Source organism: Psychrosphaera sp. B3R10 (genome assembly GCF_018861025.1).
Classification (GTDB): domain Bacteria; phylum Pseudomonadota; class Gammaproteobacteria; order Enterobacterales; family Alteromonadaceae; genus Psychrosphaera; species Psychrosphaera algicola.
This window is the reverse complement of record NZ_JAHKQH010000023.1, coordinates 129,867-155,861: the sequence shown is the minus strand read 5'-3', so window position 1 is coordinate 155,861 and position 25,995 is coordinate 129,867. Positions and strand designations below refer to the sequence as shown.

Below are 25,995 nucleotides of genomic sequence, written 5' to 3'. Positions count from 1 at the left end.
CTTAAGGAAGAAGCATGAAATTCCGCTCGCTTTATTACCTCACAACGACTTTATTACTTACCTTATCAGGTTGCAGTTCAGACGAAAAATCAACTTCGGACGACACCAAAGAAGCAACTAACGATGTCATAATGAATGCCAGCGCCTATTCAAAGGCAGAATTACAGGCCCATGTTAATTCATTAATCGATATTCGCTATAAAGGCAAAACAGACACTGCCGCTTTAAATTTAGAGAGTGTTCAAAGAGCTTATGTATCAACTTTTGGTGATAATGGCTCATCTCTACCTGATTTTAATGTCGATTCAGTCGCGCCAAGAGCAGACGCAAATGGCAATATTGACATTTCTTTTGCCTGTAATTATGGTGGTTCGATTGCCTATTCAGGTAAGTTGAGTAGCGATCAAACTGGCAATATTAGTATGCAATTTATTGACTGCAAACAGGATTACTATTCCCCAGTACTTAACGGTAATGTCGCCAGTGAAATTAGTAATAGCATCTATGAGGTCGCAGGATTTTACTTTGATAACTTCCGTTGGTCTCGTGATGATGAGTCTTATTCTTACACAGGTTACGTCTTTTCTTCCCGCATAGAACAAGATAACCCGTATGAACTCACCTATACTGTTTCTTCAAAACTTTTAGTATCCGACTCAAATAATAACCAATATATAATTGAAATTGAGTCAGAAATAAATGATCAACTAGATTCCTTTTCACATACATATTCAGGCACTTTATATGATGGTGAATATGGGAAGACGCAATTTGCGTTGCTTAATAATAACGAAACTAATGTATATAGAACCATCTCCTTTGAAGCCGATAAAGCCATTAAAATCGAATTTTCGTATGATCACATCAAATATCTCGAAGATGCCAATAATGACAACATATATGAAACCGGCGCTTACTTTGGCTCTAATGATGAATTAATGTATGCTGACCTCAGCGAAAAAACACTAGCCCCTATAGACTTACTTTCACTGCCTCCAATTGTTAATTCCCCTAATGTTTATGATTATTGGAATCTATTTACAACATCAGATATCGTGGCAGAACAGGGTTATTTTTCAGACCCGGATACCCCAGAAAGCGAACTAACACTTTCATATCGTTGGTACATAAACGGCCAAGTTGTTGAGAATAATACCTCAAATACTTTACCCGCATTTACGGCGATTTATGGTGATTCAGTCGAAGTCAGCATGGTTGTGTCGGATGGCGTCAATATCATCGAGGGGGGTAGAACTTCCTTTGAAATACAAGATTCACCAGCAATTTTACAAGTAAGTAACCTGCCAAACGCTGCTAAAACCGGTGATTATCTACAGTTTAGTGCAGTGGTGCAAGACCCCGACTTTAAGGGAAGTAACGGAGTTGCCGCCTCACTTATTTCAGCACCTGAGGGGGCTACTATAGATGAGAATGGTACTGTAAGTTGGAATGTGGCGGGGGACATGATGTTCTCAAGTCAAGAAGTCGACTTTGTGTTTGGATTTGTAAACGAAGAGGCAAATTCACAACAATTCAGCCAATCAATAACGGTAACAGCTGATAAACCATTGCCAATTGCAAGCGCTTCTTTTGATATTCCTAGCACCAATAAATCAATGTGGGTAGGTGATTTTAGCGGCGACGGTAACAAAAGAATCTTGACAACAAATTCTAGAAAGTCCGTATATTTACTTAAAAGTATAAATGGCGAATTTAAGCATAGCTGGCTTTATCCCTATGCGTTGCCAACAGCTGGCAATATAAATCAAGTCATCCCCGTGCAATATGATGATGATGTTGAACTGGAGATATTGGTGGCTACCGAACATGGGATCAGTTTAATAAATGGTCTTACAAGCCACGCAATCGCCCTATTAGAAACTGAAGGTTATATATCAAGTATCGACATTGCCGATTTAAATGCTGACGGTTCGTTGGAGCTCATCTATCTCATTAGTGATAGCAATTATTCTAACAGCACAAAACTTATAGTTGCCCCACTTCTTACCCCGCATGTGACTTTGTTTAGTACTGATGCTCTTGACTCTATGGACTTTTCAATTGCCAATACCGATGAAGACGACCAGTTAGAAATTGTGTTGAGTAACGGCTTAGTCTATGACGGGAAGACGTATTTAAATGAATGGCTTAGCAGTAACAAATTTGGAAGTTCCATCGTGTCAACGGGCGATTACAATGGTGACGGAATTGATGAAATTGCTGGCGCTGACAGCTGGGGAGCAATCGCCCTCTATTCAGCCGTGAACAAGTCGCAACTGTTTAGTTTCGACAATTTTAATACGTGTAGTATAACAACTGCAAACATCGACGATGATATGGCAGATGAGTTGATCATTGGAGATTGCCAGTGGGGGTCAATTACGGCTTACGACTTTGTAAATAATGCCCTAGTTAAAAAGTGGTCGGTCGACATGCAGGAACATGGCTCAAAATCAATAGCTGTCGGCGACGCAGACAACGACGGAAAATTGGAAGTACTGTGGGGTTCTGGACAAAGCTCAAGCGGTGAAGACGTATTGGTTATTGCGGACATCGAAGACGGGATAGCAACGGTAGATAACTGGACCCGAACAATACAATTAGATAGTTATAGCAGTGCAGGCTGGGCATCAACCGATGGTAATAATGACAGGGCGATATTTTTTATCCCAGAAACGGGTAGTGGATACGATGGCAGCAGAGTATTAGAAATGACTGATACCGGCGAGTTTCAACTCAGTGAGGAGATTTCTTCGAATTGGGATAGAAGCCGTTATGCTATTGCTACCGATTTTAATAAAGATGGTATTGGCGATATATTTCTACCTTCCACTGCGCTTTACGATGGCTCATTTTCGGCATTACAACTTAACGACTACTCGGAAATTTGGTCATTAAATGGTGATTACGATTCAGATATCGGGATAATTCGGGCCTTCGACTTAAATAATGATGACTATCCAGACGCAGTTTACATGGACGGTACAAGCCTAAAGGCAATAGACATTGAAAATCAATTATTCATCGCGAATTATACGTTCAATAATGGGCTCAATGATTTTGAATTAGATTACAAAGATACGGCTTATTTCTATGTTTCTCACGGTGACAAATTAAGCGTTATGAAACTTGTTGATGGTGCATTATCCGAGCAAAGCTTCATAACTGAAAATTGTGGTCGACTTGAAATGATAAATTTTGATACTGACCCTGAATTAGAATTAGCTTGTATCGTATCGACTCATTATTGGAATACCGAAGGTAAAAAAATAGTCATTTACGATACTGACAACAGCACATTAAGCGAGATTAAACGTATTGAACTTCCGTTTGTTGTTTTAGACATGGCTGTTGATTTAAGCACCACATCAGAGCAGTCATTAATTATTACGACACAGCAAGGGACAGATTCTAGCGTGTGGGATGATGACAATAAATATCAAATTAGAAAGATCTCTCACACTGGGCTTCTTGTTTGGTCTAGTGCCGCATTAGTCGGAAAGCCAACGCCACACGGTCTTAAAACACGATTAAAAAATGACAAGTTAGAGATCCAGCTATCTACAAACGACGTCATGTATTGGATCAAATAAACGAGATGAGCAGTAATTGGCAAACTCAAATCACATTAAAGCCTCGCAAACGTGGATTTCATCTGATTGACGATGAAATCCTTGTTCAATTACCTAAACTGACCCAAAGTCAAATTGGTATTTTGCATTTGTTTATCCAGCATTCTAGCGCATCAATAACAATAAACGAAAATGCAGACCCTACCGTAAGAGTTGATATGGAGTCACATTTTAATAAGTTCGTACCTGAAAACGCACCGTATTATCGACACACCTATGAAGGGCCAGATGATATGCCAGCCCATATTAAAGCGTCCACATTGGGCAGTTCGGTTTCGATACCTGTAAACCAAGGCCGTTTGTTATTAGGGACGTGGCAGGGAGTATATTTAGGTGAGCATCGCGACCATGGCGGCAGTCGTCGGATAATAGCGACTTATGTTGGGAGTTAAGTTTGAGATCACAAATTTAGTAACGGTTTTAATTGTTTGGCATTTGGATGTTGCTTAGACAAAATCAAAAAAACGGGAACTGATTTTAGCTGATCAAATTCTAAATCGATATTTTCACTGTGCTTTTGTGGGTTGTAATAACTCAAAAAGTAGTCAAAGCGATCTGTTCGGATCAATTTAGAAGCAACGGCAAAGTCATCCACTTTGTAATGGTTTGTTGATTCGGTAAATTCAGGAATATTAAGAAAGTAAAAATTACTGTCTTTCAATGAAACCGTTGATAACTTGGCTAATTCATCAAAGCTAACAATTTCAGCAACCACTTCACGTCGAAAAACGCCAACATTAATATAATACAGTGGTTTTTCGCTAATCCAAAAAGTCTCAGTTAATGCCTCATTAGGTTGAGCTGCAGTCGAAAAATCAACACGACCACTGTGCAGCGCCGCAATCCCCCTCGCCATCGAGTTATATTTAAAATCGACAATATGCCCGTAAAGATTAAAATAAGATTGGATCTTATCTATCCCTAAGCCCTCAGCTTCACCGTCACTACTAATTTGCTCATAGGGTGGCAGAGACGAATAAAAAACACGAAACGACTCAGCAGATACCGTCTGCTTGAAGCTCAGCACAAAGATGAAAAACAATACAAATACTTTGGTCATGTAATTACTTATCCCAGTAGGCGGCGTACCCTATAATAGTACTAACCTAACACACTGTTATATCGAATGGGGTAGCTAATTTTTAGGCTGTGAATAAACAAACAAGAAAGTTGTCACTTAATTAAAACGACCGTATCTGAAAAATACAATCCGCTATGGCGGCTAACGCAAAACAAATCCAACGGCAATTCGATTGATGACAGATGAATTACGTATTCAAAGCCACTGTCTGGGCAAACCCGCAACCTATGGCTAGTTCAATGGCGACTTCCAAGACTAATACGAAAAAAGGCAGTAATTCGAAAATTACTGCCTTTTTAATATCTTCCTCAATAAGGGAAGTATAAATTTATAAGTCTATCACTCGTAACGAGTCGTTAGACTAATATTATTTAGCGTTGTATTTACGACGCACAACTAATGCTAAACCAGATAAAAACACAAGTAACATAGACGGTTCTGAAACGTTAACTGCTTTATCTACGTCAATCAAAAATGAAAACTCTGGAGCTTGTTGATTAAAGTCAATTGACACCTTACGATACAATTCATCACTAGCAACTTGATCTAAGTATGTCGCTGAAACATCTGTAGAAATCCCATTTAATGCCGCTTCAAAAGCTACAAACTCACGTCCTACACCACTGTTATTTGGTGCAAATGCTGAAGTTAACTGGGTATCAAAAACTAAATCTGTACCAAACGCATCTAGTACAAGTGACTCTAATATATCACTTCCGCTATAAACAAAAGTCCACAAGCCATAAATATTTGGTAAATCAAAATCACCACCAGTAAAACCTTGCTGTACTAGTGACCAGTCAGAACCAGAAACGCCACCACTTAATCCTTCACTAGCTACGATATTTTCTTGTGTCGGTGTTAAGCCTCCACCAGTCACTGGATTCAATGTATTCGTTAACATTGCCCAATCTAAAGTTTCAGTGCCACCTGATGTATTTAATGTGACTTTAAGGCCAGTCATATCTGCACCAGTAATAGCCGTTTCATAATCTGTTATTACACTTGCGTTTGAAAATAGAGTCGTCACTGACAAAGCAGCTCCAAGCATCCATTTGTTTAACATTTTAGATTTTGTATTCATTTTACTCTCCATTTTTACGACAATTATGTAATCTTTACATCAACTTGATAAAAATCACTTGTACTCGGATAGAGCAAAAACCAAACCAACATTAAATTAACTTTAAATAACAGCAGGTTAAACATATAAAACACAAAAACACGAGCAAAAAACAAGCAATTGGTAATGCCTCAAATATTGGCTGTAAAAAAAGCCGACAAACATTAGGTTGGAAAGTGTTTAGCGCTCAAATTAATTTCAAAGAATTAGTACCTAAAACCGCTACAAGCCATAGCTTTAGAGGCCAGACTAAGAAAATCCCAATATTATAAATTAGAAAAATTCTTTCATATGACTAAAACCTGTCTTTTTATGTAAAAAATACCGACACATTCATAAGAGAAGCATTCAAGAGGCGTTTGGGATTTATAAGCATTTTGTGTAGATTTGTAGTATTTGAATACTACAAATCATTTTAGCCAGGTTGATATCGGCCCTATTTTATTTGCCCTTAATTTCTATTCAGAAGAAATAAAATGAACGAAACACAGGAAAACTGCTTTATTTTTTATACTAGAAAATACACTCACAGTTTAGTTTCAATTTTATTAACATCACATTAAAAAGGTTCAACTATAAATTGTTGAACATTTTGGGCTAATTGATTTGTCAGTCTTTGTCTAGCTTCCTTACTTGCCCAAGCAATATGAGGTGTAATAATTAGATTGGGATGGGTAAAGTTAACAAGTGGATAATTTATATCAGGTGGTTCCTGTCTGATCACATCGACAATAGCGCCACCTATAACGTTATTAGTTAACGCTGCCATTAAGTCGGCTTCATTTACTATGCCGCCTCGAGCTGTATTAACAATAATTGCACTGGACTTCATTAATTCAAATTCAGTAACCGCAATTAAATTTTCAGTTTCTGTTGTTAACGGGCAATGCAGACTAATGATATCAGACTTTGCAATAACATCATTGAAGGCTGTGCGGCCTTCTCTAACCTTATCTAAGCCTTTGTGTTCACTTATGAGGATTTCCATATCAAATGCCCGAGCAATATTCTCTACAGTCTTTGCAAGCGTTCCATACCCTACTAACCCAAGGGTTTTTCCAGTCAGTTCCGTGATAGGAAAATCAAATAAACAAAAACTGCGACTCTGGCTCCATTTACCCTCTACCACTATTGCATTGTAATTAAGTGTATTGGTAAGTAATTGCATAACACTAGCAAAAACAACTTGAGCTACTGAATTACCGGCGTAATTGGTGACGTTTTTTACAGTGATATTATTTTTATCTGCTGCGACCATATCGATATTGTTCATACCGGTTGCAGCCACGCAAATTAATTTTAGCGTCGGCAATTTACCAATAAGTTCGGCATCTATAACGACTTTATTGGTTATTATAATGTCGGCTCCAAGGCTTCGTTCAAGCACCTCTTCGTTTGATGTGAATGAAAAAAACTGCCAATCTACAGGTAAAGATTTTAGTTCAGATATGTCTATATCTGGGCCTAATGTTGCTGAATCTAAAAATACCCCTTTCACGTTTTTCTCCAATTATGAAAGATATCAATCGTTCAGTTATACCACTTCGATTCTGTCTCGCATAAAAAAACCCGCAAAAAGCGGGTTTCATTTAAATTTGTAACCAGTCGCTAAGCGCTACTATTTACCTTTTCTATTTTCGATTAAACGTGGCACCACACTCGGGTCAGCCAAAGTACTGGTGTCACCTAAACTATCGTGTTCATTTGCCGCAATTTTGCGCAAAATTCGACGCATTATTTTACCAGAACGCGTTTTAGGTAAACCGTCTGTCCATTGAATTACGTCTGGTTTGGCTATTGGACTTAAGTCTTTAGCAACCCAATCGCGAACTTCTTTAGTCAGTTCGTCTGTAACTTCAACGCCGTCTTTTGGAATTAAATATACATAAATTCCCTGACCTTTTATGTCGTGTGGATACCCAACAACAGCCGCTTCTGCCGTTGCAGCATGTGCAACCAACGAGCTTTCAATTTCAGCAGTACCTAATCGATGGCCAGATACATTTAAAACATCGTCAACTCGACCTGTGATCCAGTAATACCCATCTTCATCACGGCGTGCACCGTCACCAGAAAAATACATGCCTTCATAGGTAGAGAAGTACGTTTGCTCAAAACGTTCGTGATCACCAAATAACGTACGAGCCTGACCCGGCCAACTGTCTAACATAACTAAATTGCCTTCGGTTGCTCCTTCAACAATTTCGCCTTCATTACTCACTAACGCAGGTTGGACGCCAAAAAATGGCCGCGTAGCAGAACCCGGTTTTAAGTCTGTTGCCCCAGGTAAAGGGGTAATTAAGATGCCACCGGTTTCCGTTTGCCACCACGTATCAACTATTGGGCAGTTTTCATTGCCAATTGTTTTGTGATACCAACTCCATGCTTCTGGATTAATTGGTTCACCGACCGAGCCTAATAATCTAAGGGATTTTCGATGAGTTCCAGCAATTACCGCATCACCCTTTGCCATCAATGCTCTGATAGCTGTTGGTGCGGTATACAACACATCAACCTTATGCTTATCAACGATCTCACTTAATCGAGAAACATTTGGGTATACAGGGATCCCTTCAAAAACAAGTGTGGTTACGCCATTGGCTAATGGTCCGTAGATTAAATAACTGTGACCAGTTACCCAGCCTACATCTGCACCGCACCAATAAATATCACCAGGTTTACAGTCAAAAACATATTTATGCGTTAACGCTGCGTACACTAAATATCCGCCGGTGGTATGTAAAACACCTTTGGGTTTGCCCGTCGAGCCAGAGGTATACAATATGAATAGTGGATCTTCAGCATTCATTGCAGTGGGTTCGCAAACAGCTTCACAATCTGCTGTTAACTCATGCCACCAAATATCTTTGCCAGCACGACTTGTTGTTCCGTCATGCCAGGCAATGTCTTGGCCGGTATATTTAAAACAAACAACCGATTCTAAACAAGCAGTGTCTGGACGCTCTAAGGCTTCATCGACATTGGCTTTAAGTGGGATCAAACTTCCACCGCGGAAACCTTCATCAGCGGTTATAATTACCTTCGATTGACAATCATTTATGCGGTCAGCAATTGCATGGGGAGAAAAACCAGCGAAAATGACAGAATGGACTGCGCCAATCCGCGCACAGGCCAACATCGCGTAAGCCGCTTCTGGGATCATCGGCATATAAATAGCAACTCGGTCGCCTTTTTCTATCCCTAATTTTTTTAGGCCATTAGCAATTTTTGCAACTTCGTCGTGGAGTTTCTGAAATGAGATATACTCTGATGCTTCGCCATCATCACTTTCCCAAATAATAGCGGTGTCATTGGCGCGGGTTGCTAAATGGCGGTCGATACAGTTGTAACTTACGTTTAACTCTCCATCTTCAAACCATTTAATATCAACATTGCCTTTCGCAAAACTGGTATTTTTGACCTTAGTAAACGGCTTGCTCCAATCTAGATTTTGCGCTTGTTCTTGCCAGAAACTATCAGGATTTTTGATCGACTCCTGATACATGGCTAAATACTCATCATTATTAAGCAAAGTATGTGCTTCATAATGCGCTGGAACTTGGAATATATCTGTCATGTCCCTCTCTCTTATTTTTGTTAAACCCTATCGGTAGCTAGCCTACTGGCTAGCTATTTGACGAGTTGGTATTACCAACTTCTTTTTTTATGTCCAATCAATCCATAATATAGAAGGTAACCATAACAGATGAAACCAACTAAATAACCTAAGCTAGTCTCTTCTGTTACATGGGCGATCTGACCAAACGCCAAAGGTAGAATCGCACCACCTGCTATACCCATTATCATAAGTGCTGAACCCTGCGCTGTATACTTGCCTAATCCATTAAGAGCAAGCGGCCACACCGCTGGCCAAACTAAAGCATGAGCCAGACCAAGCATAGCAACAAACGTTACGCTATCAGGGATAGTTGCTATACCGCTCCAACCCCACAAAACACTAGATATTGCATGGCTTTCAACCGACGCAGTTAGTACGCCAACCAAACACAACATCCCTGCTATTGCAGAACCCAGTAAGGCTTGTTGTTGACTAATATAACGCGGAATACATGTAGCACCAATAACATACCCAATAACCATAAATACCATAGTATAAGACGTGAGGCTGGCAAAATTTTCGACGTTCAACGCTTGACCATATAAACCAATTGTGTCGCCTGCGATAACTTCGATGCCGACATAAAAGAATATAGCCACGGCACCTAGAACCGTATGTGGAAAAGACATAATGTTATGGGCACTATCATCCTCTGCATCATCTTCGAGCTCAAGTTCTGGCAAGTTTGAAAACTTAACAAAAGCAACAAGCAAAGATAAAGCGATTGCCATACCGATATAAGGCAGGATAAGCGCGTTAGACAACTCGTCAATTTTTGCCGCACGAGACGCCGCATCTAAAGAAGCGATATGTGTTTCAGAATAATCTCCCATCCCTGACAAAACGAGCGCCGTGAATAACATTGGAGCCAAAACACCGGCTGCTTTGTTAATAAGACCCATAATACTTATACGCATTGCAGCGCTGCTTTCTGGGCCAATTTTAACAACATAAGGATTAGAGGCAGTTTGCAAAATAGTTAAACCGGAACCCAAAACAAACAATGCCGTTAGAAACACAAAATAATGACCCGTTTTAGCTGCCGGAATAAACAATAACGCCCCCACAACCATGACGGCTAAACCAAGTGCCATACCATTTTTATAACCCGTTTTATCCAACAATAATGACATTGGAAAGGCCATCACGGTATACGCAATGTAAAACGCAAATGTCACTAATAAGGCCTGAAACTCATTTAGCTCACATATTATTTTTAAAAATGGGATTAAAGAGCCATTTAACCAAGTGACGAAGCCAAAGATAAAAAACAACACACCGATAATAACCATCGGCATAAAGTTCGATTTTGCATCCGTAGCCGGTTGCGTGGTTGATATTGAAGTCATATGACTCTCCCAATTTTGCTTTTATTTGTAGTTATAGTTATTTTTTTGTTATACAAAAATCCCCACATAGTGAGGATTATATTAAATTAATTCGTATGGACTAACTCGCCTAAGATCCACGTTTTGGTAACGTTAAAGTCGTCGGTATAAAGCGTTAGGTCGGCGTTTTTACCGATTTCTATGCTGCCCATAGTGTCGGCGACACCAAGGTATTCTGCCGGATATAATGACGCCATATTGAGGGCTTCAGATAGTGGAATATTGCAATGCACAACCGCATTTTTGACCGCTGTAATCATATCAAGTGCTGAGCCGGCCAATGTGCCTTCCGGCGTCGCAAGTTTATCGCCGTCGCGAATGACCTCCACACCAAAAAATTCAAAGCCCTGTTGGTCACTTCCAACGGTAGACATAGCGTCCGTGACCAGTAAAAGTTTTCCCTTGGGCTTAGCTGCATAAGCCACTTGCGCTGAACCATAATGCATATGATGCCCATCAATAATAATGCCACACCAGGCTGCATCGCTTTGTAACGCTGCTCCCAACACACCTGGCTCGCGGCTCGTAAATGGGGACATGGCATTAAATAAATGGGTAAAACCATCGGCACCAAGCACTACCCCTTCTTTGGCTCGCGCAAAGGTCGCATTGCTGTGCCCAAGAGAAACTTTATTCTTGGTTGAAACTAAAAACTGAATGTCTTCGTCTGATACGTTTTCAGGCGCTAGGGTGATAATTTTTACGCCCAAATCTTGTCTAGAAAACAGCTCGCGTTCGACATCACCAATTGGTCGAACTAAGCTTTCTTCATGCACACCCTTTTTAGGGATAGACAAATGTGGGCCTTCATAATGCACGCCAAGGACGCCAGGTAGGGAATTGGCGATGGCCTCTGCCGTCGCATCTGCCGCCTGAATCATAACCTCTGCAGTATCAGTAATTAAGGTAGGAACCATAGCAGTAGTACCAAACTTGGCATGCGCTGCTACCATAGCTTTTAACGTCTCTATTGTGGGCTCAAAGTTAAATAATTTACCGCCACCACCATTCACATGATAATCGATAAAACCAGCAGTTAATGTTCCTGTCAATATTTGAGTCTGTGGTAAAACCCCATCGTGAATAGCCACGATTTTGCCATCCTCAACTTCTAACGTTTTATCACTAAGAAATTGATTACCATCAAATATTTTGTCTGCTGTTAATAACATAGCTACGCCCACATTTAAAAAAGTTATCTTAGCCTGTTTGGTTTATTAAGTCTTAATAAACCAAACACCTTCTATCTATAGCGTTTTTGTGACTTTGTTTAAGCCAGCCGGCGCGTCTGGGTCAACACCACGACTCACAGCAACATTCGCTACATCAATATAAAATCGCTGTAAAATAGTCAACGGCGCAATACGATTTGGAATAGTATTACTTGTTTGTGAAATGTGAGACACAGTTGCACCACGTTTTTTCACTTCGTTAATTTGTTCGTCATGGCTTTGTTTTGACTCATCATCGATATCTAAGCTGATAATGTCTAACCCGCCCTCAACTAATGTCACCGGACCGTGCAAAAATTCTGCCGATGAAAATGACTCAGCCTGAATACCGCATACTTCTTTTAGTTTTAATGCAACTTCACGTGACAAGGCATAACCAAAACCACGCCCCATAACAACCAAGTGGTCAACATTAGTCAAAGATTCTGGCTTAAGTTGCACTGGTTCATCGACTGTTTTTGCAAGAACAGCAGGTAATTCGTCCACAGCAGCAATTAATGCTGGGTCGTTTTTCCAATGCGCCACTATCTGTAGAAAGGCACTTAAGGTTGCAAGGTAACTCTTGGTTGCTGCAACAGCTTTTTCTTCACCAACATTAAGTGGGACGACAACATCTGCCAACTCTGCCAATGGCGAAGTTTGATCATTAACAAGTGCGATACAAAGTGCACCTTGAGCTTTAGCCAATTCAGCCTGAGATAAAATGTCTGGGCTGCGACCGGATTGCGAAATAACAATTACAGCGCTACCGGCTAAACTAACTGTTGAACCATATACACTTTTGACCGAAGGGGCTGCGGCCACTACTGGTGTTCCAGTTTCAACTTCAATCAAATATTTGCCAAAAACACCTGCGTGATCAGAGGAACCACGACCAACCATGAAAACAAATTTTGGCGCAAGGGAACGTAGCGTTTCACCTAGTTTTTCAACTACAGCTTTGTTTTTCTCTAATTGCTGTTGAATGCGAGCAGGTGCTTCTCTTGCTTCTCGTTCCATAATGGTATTTGTTAACATATTTTTATTCCTACGTTAGGTAAATGTAATGCTGGTTAAAGCGCTTTAATTTGTTGCTGTGCAAAAAATACCGCACCTATTTCCGGTGGCTGTTTGGCCGGAGTTAACTTGGCAACAACATCAGCGTCTAAATATTTTTCTACAAGGGGTGACAACCCCCCAATCAATGACAGTTTTACGTCTCTGCCATCCAGTAATTTCTTTGCAAGCTGTGAAAGATATTGAGCCCCGGCTTGCATAATTGCCAACGCATGAGCATCTTTCTGTAGGGCATGTTTAACAACAACAGGCGCTAACTTACCAAAATCGGTTGGGCTATACCCAGAGACAAGTTGAGCAAGATCTACAGCTTTGTTTATTTTATAAATCGATACTATTTCGTCGATAAAATCACTTGTTTTCACCAAACCTTCCATCACTCTTAAGGTCAACTCAATTGACTTAAAACCTAACCATGCACCGCTACCAGCGTCGCCAACTGGGAATCCGTGACCCCCAAGTTCAAATAATTCGTTATTTTCAGACACCAATGCACTCGAACCTGTACCTATAATCATTACTGCGCCATCTTCGCCACCGTGAGCGCCGATACAAGCAATATGTAAATCAGTGGTGTAAAAAGTATTTTTAAAAGGAGATGCCCACAGTTTCATTTCATTCATGCAAGCTTCTAAATTGAGGCCAGCGAGTCCGATACCTGCGATTAGGTTTGATTTATATTCTGCAGGCAAACCGGCTTGAGCCAGTGCTGCATCTGTAGCTTCTACAATATGTTTCTGAGCCTGAGCAACACCACGAAGCGCATTTGCTGGACCAGATATAGCATCACCTATAACACCGTCTTGTTCCGAATAAAGAACAGCTCGACATTTACTTCCGCCGCCGTCGACACCTAAATAAAGCTGTTTGTTATTATATTTATCTTTACTCATCTTCAATCCAACAAATTCTATTTTTGTTAAAAAAACGCTCATCCCTGAGCAAACTTCACCACAACATGAAATAACACTTTGCTAGCAATAAAACCCAATATGGAAATTTTATTGCCCAGTCATAAATGACAGCGCTGTCATTTAAGTTATCACAACAATAAATAAGATCAAGAAAGATTCGTGTAATTTTTTATAAAAAACTATATGTCATTATAAAATAGTAAATTTTTCTACCTAATTAAATAGATGGAAATATGGAAAACTTGGATATTTGAGTCTGAAATGAGTGCAGAAATTAGGTGATAAAACCATTCACAGCTAAGTGCATTAGTCTTTCATTTAAAATAATAAGAAATATCAAACAGTATAAAACTGGAAAGGAGACAATTTTGAACACCATTTTATTCGATTTTTTTGGTTCAAAGCAAAACTAAACACAACCCGACGATACGCATAGAGCGCAAATAAAATAGGCTTTATAGGTAAATGCAGTGCAATAAATTACTGCATTTACCTAGCTCTAATGTTCTAACGAACGGCTATTGATCGGCCTTTTCGGCTACCATCTAGTGTTGTTGTTCTAACTTCTACTAACCCGCTAACAACGGTAGGACCAGAATATAACTGCCAGTCACTTTGTTCCGTTCTATATTCGACCGGTAAGCCAAAATACATTGTATTTACAAGCAATTGACCGTCCTGAATTACAGCACCTGGCGTTGGCAATCGATAAAAAAGTCCAACGCTGTCAGCTTTGCTAAGCGTTTTTTTGCCGATGTGGTTTGAAAACCTGATCCAGTCTTTACCCTGGAAAAGTCGCTTATCTTTGGTAAAGTGATTTGTATCAGGTCCGTATACCGCACCTTGATAATTGTAATCAAGTTCCCAATTGGCTTTATGCCATGCTCGTTCCGCAAGTGCATATAGCCGTGGAAATATCATGTAAGACGCCTGGTTGTCGGTACGTACGGTCTCCGACCACAACTGCCCCTGCATACCGTAAAATTTAAATTCTTTGCCCATTGGCTGCTGTTTTATCGTGCCATCATCGTTCAGTTTTTTTGTATCGTCTGCGACATAGGGGTTTTCTTCTCTATCCAACCAATACTCGGCATGAGCGGGTAAGTTTTCTGGCATCATGCTAAACACTTTTCGGGAATTGAGGCGACGCGCAGCCCAGTAATAACCACGTTCATTGGCATCTGCTTCATATGGGAAATCGAAATAAAGAGCATCTGGCGATGACACAACGAGTTGCCATCCACGATTAGCCTGTTCATGCGCCGCACTATGTCCGCCCCAAAATAATGGTGTCCACGCGTTTGATTGCACCACTTCTGGCATTCGCCTTGCGTTGGTATGACCCATACCATCGTTCCAGCCCGCCGCTTCAATATTACGCTTAGCCAACAGTTGAGAGACTCGCTCGACAAAATAAGCTGCGATATCTTCTGCTTCGGAAATGCCCATCACATTGTTTTTTAATAAGGCTTCACACGCACTTGACTCTACCCAAGCTCCGGCAGTTTCGTCAGCACCAATATGGTATTTAGTTAACGGATTACCTGCTTCAGCGTGCATAATTTGCAGTTCATCAACTACTTTTCCAATAAAGTCATACGACGAATCCATGCACGCATTAAGCGTATTGTCGTTATAAAATTGGATTGACTCATACTGAGTTGTATCTTCTATGTCATGTAACAAATACTGTTTTGCTTGCTCTAACTTGCCCTGTTTAGCAAGGTTTGAATAACGCACTGCCATTGACTTTATTGCAGCTCGAGAATGGCCTGGCATGTCCATTGATGGAATGACTTGAATATGTCGTTTAGCCGCATAAGCCAGTATTTCTTTATAGTCTTCAAAGCTATAATATCCATTCATCTTCGAATCACGATTTGGCCCTACTCCTAATTGAGGCAACAAACAATTTTTCTCCGTTGCTTCATGACAACGAAATGCGCCAACATCGGTAAGCTCCGGTAATCCAGGGATAGCGACTCGCCAACCTTCGTCGTCCGCCAAATGAAAATGAAATTTATTCAATTTATACGCGGCCATCTGATCTAACACCGAAAGAATAAATTCTTTTGATTTAAAGTTTCGAGAAACATCGATATGCATCCCCCGGAACTCAAATCTAGGCTCATCTTCAATCACAATAAATGGCACCGTCAGGGAATTTGGGTCGAGTAAACTCGCAATAGATTGCAAGCCGTAGAATGCACCAACTTCTGTAGAAGCAACTATTTCAATTCCACTTCGCGTTGTTGCCAATTGGTATCCCTCTAGAGATAAGCCTGCGGCTTTTGTTAGAACAACTTTAAGCCCGTCTTCGGCTTGCTCAACACCCAAATAAGCCAGTCGCTCAATTGCCGCTTCGATACCACTGAGTTCAATTCCATTAACCTCGATCGCAATGCCACGTGTGAGATCGAGGTTACCTGCCATACGCGGGGCTTTAATAGATTTAGGGGTTGGTAAAATTGAATACGTCACATCAACGTTTTCATAAAACTGGTTATTTTCTTGAAACAGCCATTCAGCAGTCGCAGGTGACGTATTATCGGCTGGTGTACGCTTAAAATGTTTATCGTCCAAACTTAAAGGCACAACGTGGGGCAGTATTTCCAATCCAGTTTCCACGTCAACTTTAGGAACCGTACTCTCGATGAGAAAGGCATTATCCGTGCTATCAACCAAATAGTAATTCGGCATACGGTCCGTTTGAGATAATGCCCAAAAGCCAGCTTGAAACGGAATAACGTAAACTTCACCAGCTTTAAAGCCAGAAAACTTTTCGGTTGGGACTAGTTTGTGGAGATCACCGTTAATATGAACAATGTCAAACAACTCGCTGGAGTCTTGTTGGACAGGTGACATATTACTGAATTTAATTTGCCAGTTACGTTCAATAAACGATTCCGGAGAGGTCAATACAAGCTCGGCTTGATAACATAGGCCATCTACTTTGGTTTTATCACACTCATCTGTAGAACGATTTGTAATGACTCGAGTTTTCACATCCAAAATTGCAGCAAACTTTTTTGCACTAATGGGCTCAGAACCAACTGATGCTCCGGACGAAGCGGACATTGAATTAGAATCACAGCCAGTCGCACCTGCTAAGGTTGCTATTAAAATAATCGCAGAATGTAAAACGTTTTTCATCATAAATACCCAGTAAAAGTCGTTCAGCTTTGCGAAACACTGACCCTGAATTCGCAAAATGTCGCAGCTAACGCTGCAAATATCATCGCATTAAAATTGAACATACCAAATATAGACAACGCTGTCATTAATATTTATTTAGCTAATATCAAATTCATAATAAATTGTTTAAATTCAGTCACAAACACATAACACCAAGCAAGAGAGAGAACAAAACCATCAAAAACTGGTTGATATTTTGTCAAACAAGCGTAATTTATGAACCACCAATGACAACGCTGTCTATTGTCGCAACGCATTCTCTGTTTGATGGATAAGTTAGTAAAGAAAGTCAAGCTACGGCTTTTATATTAACTCCGCGTTGTATACCTGAGGCGATTAGCGTCTCTGAATAAATACATTTTGGGTATAGTAGTATGAAAAACAAATATAGCCTTAAGCTAATAACCACGTTAATTCTCGCTTATGTTATTACAGCATGTACCAACAGTGATGATCCTAAAGTCATCCAGGAAGTTGAACTGACTGCTGAACGTGACGGCCATTCTGTTGCTAGATTATGGAATGAAGTCGTGCTCGATGCCATTCGCAACGATTATGCCCGCCCAACGGTTCATGCCAGAAACCTATTTCACATTTCATCAGCGATGTATGACAGTTGGACCGCATACAGAAAAACTGAGACACCACTGCTTTTTGGCCAATCACTCAATGGCTATAACTGCAATAAAACCGATTTTGATGTGCCAGTCGATACCTTACCGGCTCAAGAAAAAACCATAAGTTACGCCACATTTAGCCTGTTGAAGCATCGTTTTGCGACGTCCCCTGGTGCTGGTTTTACTCTACATCAAGCTGAGGAACTTATGGTTGAGCTCGGTTTTGATTCAACATTTACATCCATCGATTATCAAAATGCCACAGACCCAGCGGCTGCGCTTGGTAATTACATTGCAAATTGCTATATCGAGTTTGGTTTAACTGACGGCTCTAACGAACAAAATGACTACGCAAACACTGTCTACAAACCAGTCAATGCCGACATAAAATTAAATTACGAACTCGCTGGTAACCCGGACATTACAGACTTAAATCGTTGGCAACGAATTGCATTGGAGAATTTTATCGACCAATCGGGGAATTTAGTCACCGACATTCCAGATTTTTTAGGCGCTGAATGGGGGCAAGTCGTGCCATTTTCACTATCTGAAAATGACAAACAAGTTTTTCAACGTGATGGTTTTGATTACCAAGTATTCCACGACCCGGGTTCACCGCCACTAATTGATAACGAATTGTCAGACGAATACAAATGGGGCTTTGCGCTTGTGGCAATCTGGTCAGGTCATTTAGATCAAAATGATGATGTTATGTGGGATATTTCTCCGCGTAGCTTAGGGAACATAAACTCATTTCCAGAAAATTTTGAAGACTTTGACCAATTTTACTCATTGGTTGATGGAGGTGACGCAAGTCAGGGTTATTCCATTAACCCAGCAACTGGCAAGGAATATGAAGAACAACTTGTACCAAGAGGCGATTACGCACGAGTATTGGCAGAGTTTTGGGCGGACGGGCCAAAATCTGAAACCCCTCCGGGTCATTGGTTTGTCATTCTAAACTCAGTAAGTGACCATCCACTTATGGAAAAGCGCTGGGCTGGAGAAGGCGACATTTTGGGTAATTTGGAGTGGGATATAAAGACCTACTTTGCTATGGGTGGAACAATGCACGACGCTGCTGTTACTGCTTGGGGTGTAAAAGGCTGGTATGACTATATTCGTCCAGTGTCAGCAATTAGAGCAATGGCCGACTTAGGCCAAAGTACCGACCCTTTGCTACCTTCTTATCACAAAAATGGACTACCTTTAGTACCTAATCACATTGAATTGGTAAATGCTGGTGATCCACTTGCAGGCGACAACAACGAACACCTTGGTAAAATCAAATTGTATGCATGGCGCGGACCGGCTTATATTGATTCGCCGGCAACCGATCAAGCTGGCGCGCAATGGATATTGGCGGAACACTGGTGGTCATATCAACGTCCATCATTTGTTACACCACCATTTGCCGGTTATGTGTCAGGCCATTCAACATTTTCAAGAGCAGCAGCAGAGTTAATGACCTTAGTCACGGGAAGTGAATATTTCCCGGGCGGGATGAGCGAATTCACAATTAAGGCCAATGACTTTTTAGTGTTTGAACAAGGCCCAAGTGTAGACATGACTCTTCAATGGGCAACTTATCAAGATGCATCGGATCAGTGCAGTTTATCTCGCATTTGGGGTGGAATTCATCCACCAGCAGATGATTTACCTGGCCGTAGAATGGGTATGAAAATTGGTCCTGAGGCATTCAATAAAGTGCAATCGATGTTTAACGGAAACTAAATGATGAAAAACCAGTTACTGTTTAGTCCTATAATCATTTTTACAATACTTGCCTTATCTGGCTGTGGTGGAAGTGATTCTTCATCTACAAATAACAAGCCAGTTGTTGAAGAAGACAAACAACAAACTGTTGTACTTTCCTTTTCAGATGCCACATCAACGACGGGGATTTCACTATTTCATGCTAATCGATTTGGCTCTAATCCAACGATGCCTTCAATGTTTGCTGCAGGGGTCGCAACGGAAGACTATGATAATGACGGCGACTTAGATTTTTACTTAATTGCCGGTGAATCAGGCACCAACAAACTTTATCAAAATCAGGGCAATGGCAGTTTTATCGATGTGGCTGAAACCGCAGGTGTCGCCATTGAAGGTGTCAAAGGCAGTGGCCCCGTGTTTGCTGATTTTGACGGTGACGGTTTGCTCGACCTATTTATCGGTTCAGTTGATTACGACCCTATATTTGTATTTCAAAACATCGGCAATGGTCAGTTTAAAGATGTTACGACTGAAACCGGATTGATATTAACTGCGCCCAACTCGGTTTCAGTAACAGCGGGCGATATCGATTTTGACGGCGATTTAGACTTATTTATGAGTCACTGGGGACACGATATCGATGACGGTGACAGTCTAGAGTTAATTTGGCGTAACGACTCTAATGTCGGCGACATTAAGTTTGTTGATATCAGTAATTCTATGGGACTTAACGACGCCTATTTTAACCAATTTGATACTGAGTCTAATCCTGATGGCGAAGAAGATTCTTCATTTGTGCCAAGTTTGTCCGACATCGACAATGACGGTGATTTTGACCTACTACTGGTCTCAGATTACGGCTTAACCAAACTGTTTCGCAATGACAACGGCACATTTAATCAAATTATTAGTGACGCGTTAATCGACCAGTTTGGAATGGGTTCAGCTATTGCCGATATCGATAATGACGGCGACATGGACTGGTATGTCACGAGTATTGCTGAACGGGAATACGACGGTGAGGACAAAAACCCAACTGCAGGTTACCGCGGCAATACCTTATATTTAAACGACGGTACAGGTAACTTTGCCAATGCGTCGGCAAGTAGAAAAGTTGCTGACGGCGGCTGGGGTTGGGGTGCGTGTATTGCTGACTTTAATAACGATGGTTTGCCCGATATTTATCATGTAAATGGTTGGGGTCAAAATGGACAGTTATTTTCAATGTTTCAAAAAGATGAATCACGACTGTTTATCAATAATGGTGATAATACGTTTAGCGATATCGCAGCAGTTTCTGGTGTTAATGACACAAATCAAGGGCGAGGATTAAGTTGTAACGACATGGATAACGACGGAGATATCGACATTGTCATATCCAATAATCAAGGCCCGGCAAAGTACTACAAAAATGAACTGACCACAGGTCATAGTTACCTTAAAATTAGATTAAAGGGTAAAAACCCTAATACCGCAGCGATTGGCGCTCGGGTTCAAGTAACTACGACTGACAACCTAGTTCAAACTAAAGAAGTCAGACTGGACAATAATTTTGTGTCACAAAACGCCAACGAACTGCACTTTGGTTTTGGTCAATACAATGGCCAAGTTATTATCGACGTTACTTGGCCTGACGGCTCTATAACCCAGCAAAAAGGCGTTAACCTCGGACAAACTCTTGTTATAACTAATCAGTAATCTAGGTGCTACGTAATAGGTAATAGGCACTAGAATCTGGATGGTAGGGGCTTAAGCCCCTAACTGAAAAACGTCCCTAGATTAGGACATTTTATGTGGCCACTTGTCGCCATATATGGATTGTAAATACTCTTTGTGTTGCGGAAAAACATCTGCCACTAATTGCTCACAATAACCACGGGATTTTTTATAGTCCAATACGGGTTTTGCTGCGGGCGCAACTTGCTCTAATTTAGTTGTAAATCGACCCACCCCCATAAGTAAAACATACCAAGATGGTCTTAGATAAACGAGACCATCATCTAACTCGTTTAAAACTGACTCGAAGTCACCATTGTCATCCCACACCTTCAACAGTCGTTCTAATCGCTTGGATTTCAATGCATTACGGCAATCTGCCCAGTACGCAGAGTCGTCACGAGTATTTGTTACGTAGTGCGTCACAATGTAATCTCGAATACCTTCCATCATTTTATTAACATTGCTGTTAAAGCTCTCTTGCGCGGCTAAATGATTACGTTGTTTGTTAGGGGAGTTATGTTCAATATGCACATAATGTTCGATAAAATTATCTATGGTGTATTGCACTAACATCAGTGCAGTAGCCTCAAGCGGTTCGATAAAGCCTTGAGACAATCCCACTGCCAGACAATTGCCTTTCCAATGATGTTCTATTCGGCCAATTTTCATTTTTAGGCGGCGAGCTTTTATCTCGGGTTTATCTTCAATGCCTAAGTGTGCTCGAAGTTCTTGTTCTGCATCGTCGTCTGAAATGTATTTGGAGCTATAAACATAACCGTTACCATAACGATTGGTCAACGGTATTTGCCACGCCCAACCACATGTCAGCGCGCTTGAGCGAGTCTGGGGTGTGATAGGCTCATCGAGGTTCAAATCTGTCGCTATGGCAATTGCAGAGTCATTAAACAGGTTGTCTTCATAGGATATAAAAGGTTCTGCCAATGCCTGTTGCATTAATAAACTTCGGAATCCTGTGCAGTCGACATAGACCTCAGCAGTATGACTTCCCGCATTAGACTGAACAGAATTGATATTCAAATTATCATCAACAATGACGTTTTCAATATCGGCTACGATATGTGTTAACCCAAGACCAATGGCGCGTTTTTTTAGATATTCGCCCAATAATCCAGAGTCAAAATGGTAACCGTAATCAATATTTAGGTCGGGGTATTTATTAGAGATTGGCGCAGAACAATCACGTGCCATTTGGGCTGTGACAAAATAATGATCTGGGTGGGCATTCGCCTCTACACCTGATCTTTGCAATTTAGCGTTATGAAAAAATGGTTCGCCAGGCTCAATGTCCAGCTCTGAAAAAAATGGATGAAAATATTGTTCATGCCCTTTGCGTGTGGACCAGTTTGGAAAACTTATTCCAACCTTATAAGTCGCGTTACATTGAGGCATCCAATCACTGTCTTTAATGCCAAGTTGGGCAAAAAAGTGTTTTAAATAAGGTGTCGAACCCTCGCCAACGCCAATGATCCCGACATTATCTGATTCTATTAAGGTTATATGTGTTTTTGGCCAACGATGCTGAAACATATTTGCCGCCATCCAGCCCGCCGTGCCACCGCCACAAATTAAAATAGATTTAGGATCCAAGGTACTACCTCATAAAAATGAAAAGGCCAATCAAGTGATTGGCCTTTAATGCTATGTTGGAGTTGGTATTAATTCAAATTAAAATTTGAAGTTTGCACCAACGTAGAAGCGACGACCATTTTGGCTTTCAGTCGATACAACTTTTGTACCTGTGTACTGATAGCCAGCCACATCACCGTCATTAATTAAGTAGTTGTTAAATGACTCATCCGTCAAATTAACCACTTCAAATTTAACTGTGATGTTTTCTGAAACGTCATAGCTGATTTGTGCATCCATTTGACTAGTTGCGTCACGGAATGTTGGACCAAATTCAGTTTGCGTTGTGAAATACTCACTACGGTAGTTGTAGTTCAAACGTGCACTATATGTATCCGTTTCGTAGAACACACCTAAGTTATAGGCATTTTCAGAAACGTCTGGGAACTGAACGCTACCATCAACCATAGTTACGTTACCATCACCGTCGACTTCAGCAGATGTATATTTACCTTCCGATGCGTCAACAAACGTATAGTTAGCAAAACCACCAAACCCATTATCGAAAATATGTTGGACTTGTAGTTCAAAACCTGAATAACTAGAGCTGTCACCGTTATCTGGGCTATTCAATTGGTTGTATTGAACACCGTTGATTTCTTTTTGGATGACATTGTTGAATTGGAAGTCAGTAATATCTTTATAGAAATACGTTGCAGCCAACAACGATGATTCAGTGAAGTAATATTCCATACCTAAGTCATACGACGTCGCTTTAGTCGGTTTTAAATCTGGGTTACCAGCATCACCACGACCTGTTTCAGGCGTTAAGTTAAATGCAGGTGCCATAGAGAAAGGCGAAGGTCGAGATATTGTTTTAGATGCCGCAGCACGTAACAATAAATCGTCAGACAAAGTATAAGTAACATTAACACTTGGTAATAAGTTGCTGTAACTATTATCTATGGCAACAGCTGTTGCTGACGCGTCATAACCGTTTGAAGTCGCATCAGTGCTAACATAACGAACACCGAAGTTACCACGGAAATTATCACCTTCAAAGTTTGCCATGGCGTACAATGAAGTGATTGTTTCTTCAATGTTAAACGAAGCTAACGGTTGGAATTGATCGCGATTCAAACATGTTGTACCTGCATCAACTAACGCAGATGTACAAGCAGGTTGAGCATACAAAGCGTCAAACATTTTAGAGCGGTCTGGATCAAAATACGTCTGGCTTTGTAACGAGTTACCCGCATGTTCAATGTTAAGTAGGTCTCCTGACCAAAAATCAGACACAGGGCCTAAACTACCTGCACCCCAACCAGCAAGGTTAGACAAGTTGTCTTGATGACGCTCTTGTTCAAAACTACGGTCTTTAATTTTACCGCCAAATTTAACTTGATTGATTAGACCTAATTCTAGATCCATCGTTACGTCAACTTGTGCGTAATTTTCTGAGTCGGTAACTTCATTGTACTGGTTGAAAATACCACCTAAGTACATTTGGTCTGTTGGGTTAGACATCCAAGGGTTTGCCCGTTCGAAGTCAATCGCAGGACCATGTGATGAAGGATTTGGATTATCAAAGATAATACCAGCGCGAGAATCTAGTGGATCTGCCCAGAATTCAGTAAAGAAGTCATAAATATCGCCTTTACCCGTTGTTGTACCGGCTTGGAAATGCACTTGACCAAAATCAGCTTCGTAGTTCACTTCAAAATCAAGTACCTGAGTACCCATTTTTGAACCATCACGATAGATATTATCGTAAGCTAAGAACTGAGGTACCCATCCACCTTGAGCCGGATCGCCGTAATATTCAAGATGCGTTAAATAACCACCAGATGTTGTACCTTCGCGAGCATAATCATCACCTACAGCGATACCACGGAAAGGAATACCAATCATATTTGAGTTTACGTTTGACGCTTCCATTTCAGAAAATAAGTAATGAACACTTACATCAAGTTGATCGGAAAGCATCCATTGAGCCGTCATATCAAAGTTTACACGTTCACGGTCTTGTTTAAATACCGCAGAACCTACACCCCAAGGAGTTGAGCCTTGTTCTTGTGGCGTGTCGTTTTTAGGTGGTGTAACCGCGATTCTCGCAATACCAGGGCCAAACCAACCAAAATCAGACTCTTGAGAATGACGTTCTACTGTTCTGTTTTGTATTGCCGCTGAAACGTTAATACCAAATGTTTCGTCTTCATTTAACCAAGCGGTTACGATTGAAGCACTGGGATCCCATTCGTCAGGAAGTTCAGAGTACTGCATATCGACAGAACCAGCGATTGTGCCTGACTCCATTTCTAATGGTTTGCGAGTATTAACGATTACCGTACCACCAAGCGCACCTTCTTCGATATCGGCTTGTGGCGATTTGTAAACTTCAAGGCCACCAACCATTTCTGATGCCAACATTTCAAAGTTGAAGTTACGGCCAGTATTGTTTAGTACAAACCACTGAGCAGTACCAACACCTTGACCATTCAATAATGTTACGTTTTGGTTAGGGGTAAAACCACGAATTGTTACGCCTTCGCCTTCACCAAAGTCACGGCTAATAGTTACACCAGGAATTCGAGATAACGTATCTGCAACGTTTTTATCAGGGAATTTACCGATATCTTCCGGTGTGATTGTATCTACAATTGCCATTGCAAAACGTTTTTGATTTAAGTTTTTCTTAGTACTGGCACGAATACCACGTATTTGAATAACTTCAACATCGTCGTCAGCTTTTACTTGTTCATCAGCTTCTGCGGCTGTAACTGCTGTAGCAGTAAGTGAACTAGCGATTGCCAACGCTAATGCGGATAGTTTAAGACGAGAATTTTTCATAATGGCTCCCAAGCTCATCAATATTGTTGTTGTTTTTTTAGTACACTAACTTTTATTTAAAATGACAGCGTTGTCATTAAACTAATACAAGATTATTTAAAAGGCAATCGTATTTACAAAAAATAGTTCATTTTTTTGCCACAAAAAACCACATCTATTTGTATTTATTATAATTTAAGTTTTATAAAATATTTACACTTTCAATATAAAACCAAATAGATGAACAATAAAACATCAAAATTGGCTATCGTTGTCAGACTCCACTG

General features: G+C 40.7%; 15 protein-coding genes. 4 read left to right on the top strand and 11 right to left on the bottom strand.

The features are described from left to right. Window positions 1–14: 14 nt before the first annotated feature. Together KO525_RS08095 and KO525_RS08090 are read left to right on the top strand one after the other, a co-directional pair. The gene (locus KO525_RS08095; RefSeq protein WP_215963283.1) at window positions 15–3,593 is read left to right on the top strand and encodes a hypothetical protein; all 3,579 of its coding nucleotides are present in this window, start codon (window positions 15–17) and stop codon (window positions 3,591–3,593) included. Between the two features lie 5 nt (window positions 3,594–3,598). Further along, window positions 3,599–4,024 (top strand): secondary thiamine-phosphate synthase enzyme YjbQ, encoded by a 426-nt coding sequence (locus KO525_RS08090; RefSeq protein WP_215963282.1) that lies wholly within the window; start codon window positions 3,599–3,601, stop codon window positions 4,022–4,024. A gap of 8 nt (window positions 4,025–4,032) precedes the next feature. On the opposite strand, the gene KO525_RS08085 is transcribed toward KO525_RS08090, so the two are convergent. The 9 genes from KO525_RS08085 to KO525_RS08045 all read right to left on the bottom strand — a co-directional run bounded on the left by KO525_RS08085 (window position 4,033) and on the right by KO525_RS08045 (window position 17,201). Beyond that, entirely contained in the window at window positions 4,033–4,692 is a 660-nt protein-coding gene (locus KO525_RS08085; RefSeq protein WP_215963281.1) for a transporter substrate-binding domain-containing protein, read from the bottom strand. 388 nt (window positions 4,693–5,080) lie between these two features. Next, entirely contained in the window at window positions 5,081–5,797 is a 717-nt protein-coding gene (locus KO525_RS08080; protein ID WP_215963280.1) for a hypothetical protein, read from the bottom strand. A 598-nt stretch (window positions 5,798–6,395) separates the two neighbouring features. Then, on the bottom strand, window positions 6,396–7,334 hold the full coding sequence (locus KO525_RS08075; protein WP_215963279.1) for a D-2-hydroxyacid dehydrogenase: 939 nt from the start codon (window positions 7,332–7,334) through the stop codon (window positions 6,396–6,398). A gap of 120 nt (window positions 7,335–7,454) precedes the next feature. After that, window positions 7,455–9,413, bottom strand: a complete 1,959-nt coding sequence (acs, locus tag KO525_RS08070) for an acetate--CoA ligase (RefSeq protein ID WP_215963278.1) — start codon at window positions 9,411–9,413, stop codon at window positions 7,455–7,457. A 71-nt stretch (window positions 9,414–9,484) separates the two neighbouring features. Then, window positions 9,485–10,804, bottom strand: coding sequence for a sugar MFS transporter (locus KO525_RS08065; RefSeq protein WP_252736734.1), 1,320 nt, complete (start codon window positions 10,802–10,804; stop codon window positions 9,485–9,487). Window positions 10,805–10,890: 86 nt separating this feature from the next. Further along, on the bottom strand, window positions 10,891–12,015 hold the full coding sequence (gene nagA, locus KO525_RS08060; RefSeq protein WP_215963277.1) for an N-acetylglucosamine-6-phosphate deacetylase: 1,125 nt from the start codon (window positions 12,013–12,015) through the stop codon (window positions 10,891–10,893). A gap of 75 nt (window positions 12,016–12,090) precedes the next feature. After that, entirely contained in the window at window positions 12,091–13,092 is a 1,002-nt protein-coding gene (nagB-II, locus tag KO525_RS08055) for a glucosamine-6-phosphate deaminase NagB-II (protein ID WP_215963276.1), read from the bottom strand. Window positions 13,093–13,127: 35 nt separating this feature from the next. Then, window positions 13,128–14,024, bottom strand: coding sequence for a BadF/BadG/BcrA/BcrD ATPase family protein (locus KO525_RS08050; RefSeq protein WP_215963275.1), 897 nt, complete (start codon window positions 14,022–14,024; stop codon window positions 13,128–13,130). A gap of 528 nt (window positions 14,025–14,552) precedes the next feature. Then, window positions 14,553–17,201, bottom strand: a complete 2,649-nt coding sequence (locus KO525_RS08045) for a family 20 glycosylhydrolase (RefSeq protein ID WP_252736735.1) — start codon at window positions 17,199–17,201, stop codon at window positions 14,553–14,555. A gap of 413 nt (window positions 17,202–17,614) precedes the next feature. Between KO525_RS08045 and KO525_RS08040 the strand changes: the two genes are divergently transcribed. Beyond that, window positions 17,615–19,591 (top strand): vanadium-dependent haloperoxidase, encoded by a 1,977-nt coding sequence (locus tag KO525_RS08040; RefSeq protein WP_215963274.1) that lies wholly within the window; start codon window positions 17,615–17,617, stop codon window positions 19,589–19,591. Further along, window positions 19,592–21,271, top strand: coding sequence for a CRTAC1 family protein (locus tag KO525_RS08035; protein ID WP_215963273.1), 1,680 nt, complete (start codon window positions 19,592–19,594; stop codon window positions 21,269–21,271). Between the two features lie 81 nt (window positions 21,272–21,352). Here the strand turns inward: KO525_RS08035 and KO525_RS08030 are convergent, their stop codons facing one another. Both KO525_RS08030 and KO525_RS08025 read right to left on the bottom strand, forming a co-directional pair. After that, entirely contained in the window at window positions 21,353–22,900 is a 1,548-nt protein-coding gene (locus KO525_RS08030) for a tryptophan halogenase family protein (RefSeq protein ID WP_215963272.1), read from the bottom strand. 78 nt (window positions 22,901–22,978) lie between these two features. Further along, window positions 22,979–25,729, bottom strand: coding sequence for a TonB-dependent receptor (locus tag KO525_RS08025; RefSeq protein ID WP_215963271.1), 2,751 nt, complete (start codon window positions 25,727–25,729; stop codon window positions 22,979–22,981). Window positions 25,730–25,995: the final 266 nt, after the last annotated feature.

Bases quoted from the DNA above. Each gene is read 5' to 3' on its own strand.
- KO525_RS08095 (WP_215963283.1), top strand. From the start codon at position 15: ATGAAATTCCGCTCGCTTTATTACCTCACAACGACTTTATTACTTACC.
- KO525_RS08090 (WP_215963282.1), top strand. From the start codon at position 3,599: ATGAGCAGTAATTGGCAAACTCAAATCACATTAAAGCCTCGCAAACGT.
- KO525_RS08085 (WP_215963281.1), bottom strand. From the start codon at position 4,692: ATGACCAAAGTATTTGTATTGTTTTTCATCTTTGTGCTGAGCTTCAAG.
- KO525_RS08080 (WP_215963280.1), bottom strand. From the start codon at position 5,797: ATGAATACAAAATCTAAAATGTTAAACAAATGGATGCTTGGAGCTGCT.
- acs (WP_215963278.1), bottom strand. From the start codon at position 9,413: ATGACAGATATATTCCAAGTTCCAGCGCATTATGAAGCACATACTTTG.
- KO525_RS08065 (WP_252736734.1), bottom strand. From the start codon at position 10,804: ATGACTTCAATATCAACCACGCAACCGGCTACGGATGCAAAATCGAAC.
- nagA (WP_215963277.1), bottom strand. From the start codon at position 12,015: ATGTTATTAACAGCAGACAAAATATTTGATGGTAATCAATTTCTTAGT.
- nagB-II (WP_215963276.1), bottom strand. From the start codon at position 13,092: ATGTTAACAAATACCATTATGGAACGAGAAGCAAGAGAAGCACCTGCT.
- KO525_RS08050 (WP_215963275.1), bottom strand. From the start codon at position 14,024: ATGAGTAAAGATAAATATAATAACAAACAGCTTTATTTAGGTGTCGAC.
- KO525_RS08045 (WP_252736735.1), bottom strand. From the start codon at position 17,201: ATGATGAAAAACGTTTTACATTCTGCGATTATTTTAATAGCAACCTTA.
- KO525_RS08040 (WP_215963274.1), top strand. From the start codon at position 17,615: ATGAAAAACAAATATAGCCTTAAGCTAATAACCACGTTAATTCTCGCT.
- KO525_RS08035 (WP_215963273.1), top strand. From the start codon at position 19,592: ATGATGAAAAACCAGTTACTGTTTAGTCCTATAATCATTTTTACAATA.
- KO525_RS08025 (WP_215963271.1), bottom strand. From the start codon at position 25,729: ATGAAAAATTCTCGTCTTAAACTATCCGCATTAGCGTTGGCAATCGCT.